This window comes from Kitasatospora sp. NPDC004240, assembly GCF_053603215.1.
Genome location: NZ_JBSGFD010000379.1, coordinates 1 through 3,907 on the forward strand (window position 1 = coordinate 1; position 3,907 = coordinate 3,907).

The 3,907-nt window shown below is 76.4% G+C and carries 3 protein-coding genes; all 3 read left to right on the forward strand.

The features are described from left to right. Nucleotides 1–219: 219 nt before the first annotated feature. The 3 genes from ACWEQL_RS41545 to ACWEQL_RS41555 all read left to right on the forward strand — a co-directional run bounded on the left by ACWEQL_RS41545 (nucleotide 220) and on the right by ACWEQL_RS41555 (nucleotide 3,794). Nucleotides 220–924 (forward strand): lysophospholipid acyltransferase family protein, encoded by a 705-nt coding sequence (locus tag ACWEQL_RS41545; RefSeq protein ID WP_452156685.1) that lies wholly within the window; start codon nucleotides 220–222, stop codon nucleotides 922–924. A 271-nt stretch (nucleotides 925–1,195) separates the two neighbouring features. Further along, nucleotides 1,196–2,323 carry an aminotransferase class V-fold PLP-dependent enzyme gene (locus ACWEQL_RS41550; RefSeq protein ID WP_452156687.1) on the forward strand — a complete coding sequence of 376 codons (1,128 nt, stop codon included), beginning with the start codon at nucleotides 1,196–1,198 and terminating at the stop codon, nucleotides 2,321–2,323. 127 nt (nucleotides 2,324–2,450) lie between these two features. After that, entirely contained in the window at nucleotides 2,451–3,794 is a 1,344-nt protein-coding gene (locus tag ACWEQL_RS41555) for an extracellular solute-binding protein (protein WP_452156689.1), read from the forward strand. Nucleotides 3,795–3,907 lie beyond the last annotated feature (113 nt).

Below are 3,907 nucleotides of genomic sequence, written 5' to 3' on the forward strand. Positions count from 1 at the left end.
GGCGTGCGGGCCCGGACGGGGGTCGGGCCCGCACGCCGCCGGGCCGTTCGGCGCGGGGGCGGCTCAGGGCGCTCGAACAGGTTCAGGGCGTGGGTGCGGCCCATGGTGTGGGGACGACTCAGGCCGCGCGGTTGAGTACGGCTACTCATGTGGGCCGGGGCCCGGGGCGGGCAGGCTGACGGCAGCCAGCCCGGCCCGTACGAAGGACGATCCGCCCCCATGCTCAGCCGCACCGCCGCCGCCCTGCTCCCGGTCTTCGCCGACCTCACCGTCAGCACCCCGGACGGGCCCGCCGCCGGACAGAGCGCCGGCCACGCCGCCCGTACGGGCGCGGCCGTCGCGCCGGGCAGCATCGTCGCCGCCAACCACACCTCGCTCACCGACCCGGCCGTGGTGCTGGCGGCGCTGCACCGGCTCGGGGTGCGGCCGGTGGCGCTGGCCACGGCCGGGCTGTGGCGGATCCCGCTGCTGGGGCGGGTGCTGCGGCACGAGGGGTTCATCCCGGTGCGGCGGGGCACGGACCGGGCGGCGGACTCGCTGGCCCACGCGGAGCGGGCGCTGGCGGACGGCGAGGTCGTGCTGATCTACGGCGAGGGCGGCCTGCCCCGCCGCCGGGACCCCGCCGAGCTGCCGCCCGGCCCGTTCCGCACCGGCCTGGCCCGGCTCGCCCTGGCCACCGGCGCGCCCGTGGTCCCGCTCGGGCAGGCGGGTGCCCGCCGGCTGAGCTCGGGCGGCGCCGCCAAGCAGCTCGCCGGCCTCGCCACCGGACCGCTGCGCCGGCCCGCGCTGCACGTCCACCTGGGCGCGCCGATCCGCCTCGACGGCGACACCGCGACGGCGACCGCCGCCGCGCACGCGGCCGTCACCGAGGCCTGGACGAAGGCGGTCGCGCACCTGCCGGCCCGCAGTACGGGGGAGCGCTGACCCTTCGGGGCCGTACGGTCCGCGCCCCCGTACGACATGACCGGACGCCAGGGGGATGCCGGGCGCGCCGCGTTGGCGCGGGCGGCCGGACGGGAGACGGTCGCCCGGGTCGCGGGGGCCGGATAACGGAACGGTCTCGAAGCGCGACCCCTCGCGCCGGAGGGGTTGACGGTGCCGGAGGGGTGGGCGTTTGCTGTCACCCTCCCGTTCGAACCTGTTTGGTTCTGATGAGGTCTGTGTTTTTGAACGTTCAAATCCACCGGGGTCACACATGAAGGCATATCTGCAGGAGTTCGACGAGCCGGCCGGCTACCTGGACTTCGCGCGCTTCGGACCGGTCTCGGCCGCGGTGCGCCAGGTGCTCCGGCACTCCGCGCAGACCATCCACACCCGGGGCTGGCAGGCGCTGGAGGAACTGGACGGGGCCACCGGACGGGCCGCGCGGTCGGCGGCCACCCTGCTCGGCGCCGCGCCGCACGAGATCGCCTTCGTCGGCTCGACCTCGCACGGCATGTTCGCCGCCGCCCACGCCCTGCCCGGCGGCGGCACGGTCCTGGTCAGCCGCGCGGACTTCCCCGGCGCGGTCTACCCCTGGCTGCGCGCCGCCGCCCACGGCGGCCTGGAAGTCCGGCTGCTGGACGGCCCGATGACCGTCGACCGGGTGCGCGAGCACCTCGACGAGCGGGTCCGCGCCGTCTCGGTGTGCGCCGTGGACGCCGCGACCGGCTTCCGGGCACCGCTGGCCGCGATCAAGGAGCTGATCGGACCCGGCCGCGTCCTGGTGGTCGACGCCGTACAGGCGCTCGGTGCGGTGGAGATCGCCGCCGACGCCGCCGACCTGCTCGCCTGCGGCGGCCAGAAGTGGCTGCGGGCCGGCTGGGGCGCCGCGCTGCTGCTGGTCCGCGACCGGGTGGCGGGGCTGCTGCGCCCGGGCCTCGGCGGCTGGTCGGGCGTCCGCGACCCGCTGGAGCCGCCGGCCGGCCCGCACGCCTCCGACGGCCGGCCGCCGTACGAGCACCCGCCGCTGCCCGGCGCCGTCGCGCACACCCTCACCAACCCGGACGGGCCCGCCGTGGCCGCCCTCGGCGCGGCGCTCGACCTGGTGCTGGAGACCGGCCAGGACCGGATCGCCGCCCGGATCGAGGAGACCCTCGACGCCCTCCTCGACGCCGCCCGCTCGGCCGGCGCGTTCGCCGAGCGGCCCGGACCGCCCGCCGGGACGGGCAGCGGGATCGCCCGCTTCGCCGTACCCGGCACCGACCCGGCGGACGTCCACCGGGCCCTGCTCGACGCCGGGCTCACCACCACCCTGCGCGGCGGCCTGGTCCGGCTCTCCCCGCACGCCTCCACCTCCCCGGAGTCGGCGGCGCGCCTGCGCGAGGCCCTGCGCGCGCTCTGACCTCCCCGGGACCGCCGTCCCGCCTCACCCGCTCCGCCCCACGCACCCCCCGCCCCACGCACCCCCCGCCCCACGCACCCCCCGCTCGTCCCCCTCCGCCCCACCCACACCCTCGGAAGGTCCTGCCATGACAGACATCTCCCGCCGCTCCCTGCTGCGCATGTCGGGCGCGAGCCTGGTGGCGCTGGCCGCCGGTTCCGCGCTGAGCGCCTGCGGCAACGACGGCTCCGCCGCCTCCGGCGGCGGCGACGCGGCCACCGGCACGGTCACCGTCTGGTCCTGGGCCACCGCGGCCCAGGCGCTGCGCGGCGTCGTCCCGGCCTTCGAGCGCGACAACCCGGGGATCAAGGTCGACGTCCAGGACGTCGGCAACCCGGCCATCTGGGACAAGATCACCGTCGGCATGGCGGCCGGCGGCCAGGGCCTCGCCGACGTGCTGCACATCGGCTGCGACTACCTCCCCGGCTACCTGGAGAAGTTCCCCGGCGGCCTGGCCGACCTGTCCGCCCTCGGCGCCGACCAGCACAAGGACAAGTTCTCCGCGGGACTGTGGCCGGTGGTCAGCGGCAAGGACGGCCACGCGTACGCGATGCCCTGGGAGGTGAACCCGCTCGGCTTCTTCTACCGCAAGGACTTCTTCGACAGGGCCGGCATCGACCCCGAGACCTTCCAGACCTGGGACGACGCGATCGCCGTCGCCGACCGCTTCAAGGCCGCCAACCCCGGGGTCGGACTGCTCGGCCTGGTCAAGTCCGGGATCCCGGACATCGACTGCGACTTCCTGCAGTCGCTGCTCCAGCTCCAGGGCGCCTTCTACTTCGACCTCAAGGGCAACGTCTCCCTGGGTTCGCCCGCCGCCGTCAACGCGATGAACGTGATCAAGCGCCTGGAGGCCGCCGGACTGGTCGCCGACGCCTCCGGCGACCACGGCTGGACCAAGCTGATGGCGGCCGGCAAGGTCGCCGTCGCCCCCGTGCCCGCCTGGGGCGCCCGCTACCTGGAGACCAAGTACCCCGACCAGAAGGGCGCCTGGCGCCTCGCCAAGCCGCCGGCCGTCACCCCCGGAGGCAAGCGCGCCGCCATCGTCAACTCCACCCACCTGGCGGTCTCGGCCTCCAGCCCCCGCCGGCCCGCCGCCTACAAGTTCATCGAGTACGCGCTGACCCGGCCGGACTCCATGAACAGCATGTTCAAGGCCGGGGGCGTCTTCCCCGCGCTGACCGCCGCGCACGCCGACGCCATGTACACCGCGCCCAACGCGTTCTACGGCGGCCAGTCGGTGCTGAAGACCTTCGCCGACCTGCTCGCCGACGGCGCCGACGCGACCAACTACTCCGGCGACTACGCCCGTGCCCTCAAGGTGGCCGGCGACGCCCAGAGCAAGGTCTTCCTCAAGGGCGCCGACCCGGCCGCCGTCCTCCAGGAGGCCGCCAAGCAGCTCGCCCAGCAGACCGGCCGTCCGCTGGCATGACGGGCACCGGCATGACCACCACCGACGTACGGCCCGGCGCCCGCACCCGCGGGGGCCGGGACGGGAGCGGCCGGGCCGGGGGCGGGCGCGCCGTGCGCCGCGCCCGGCCGGGC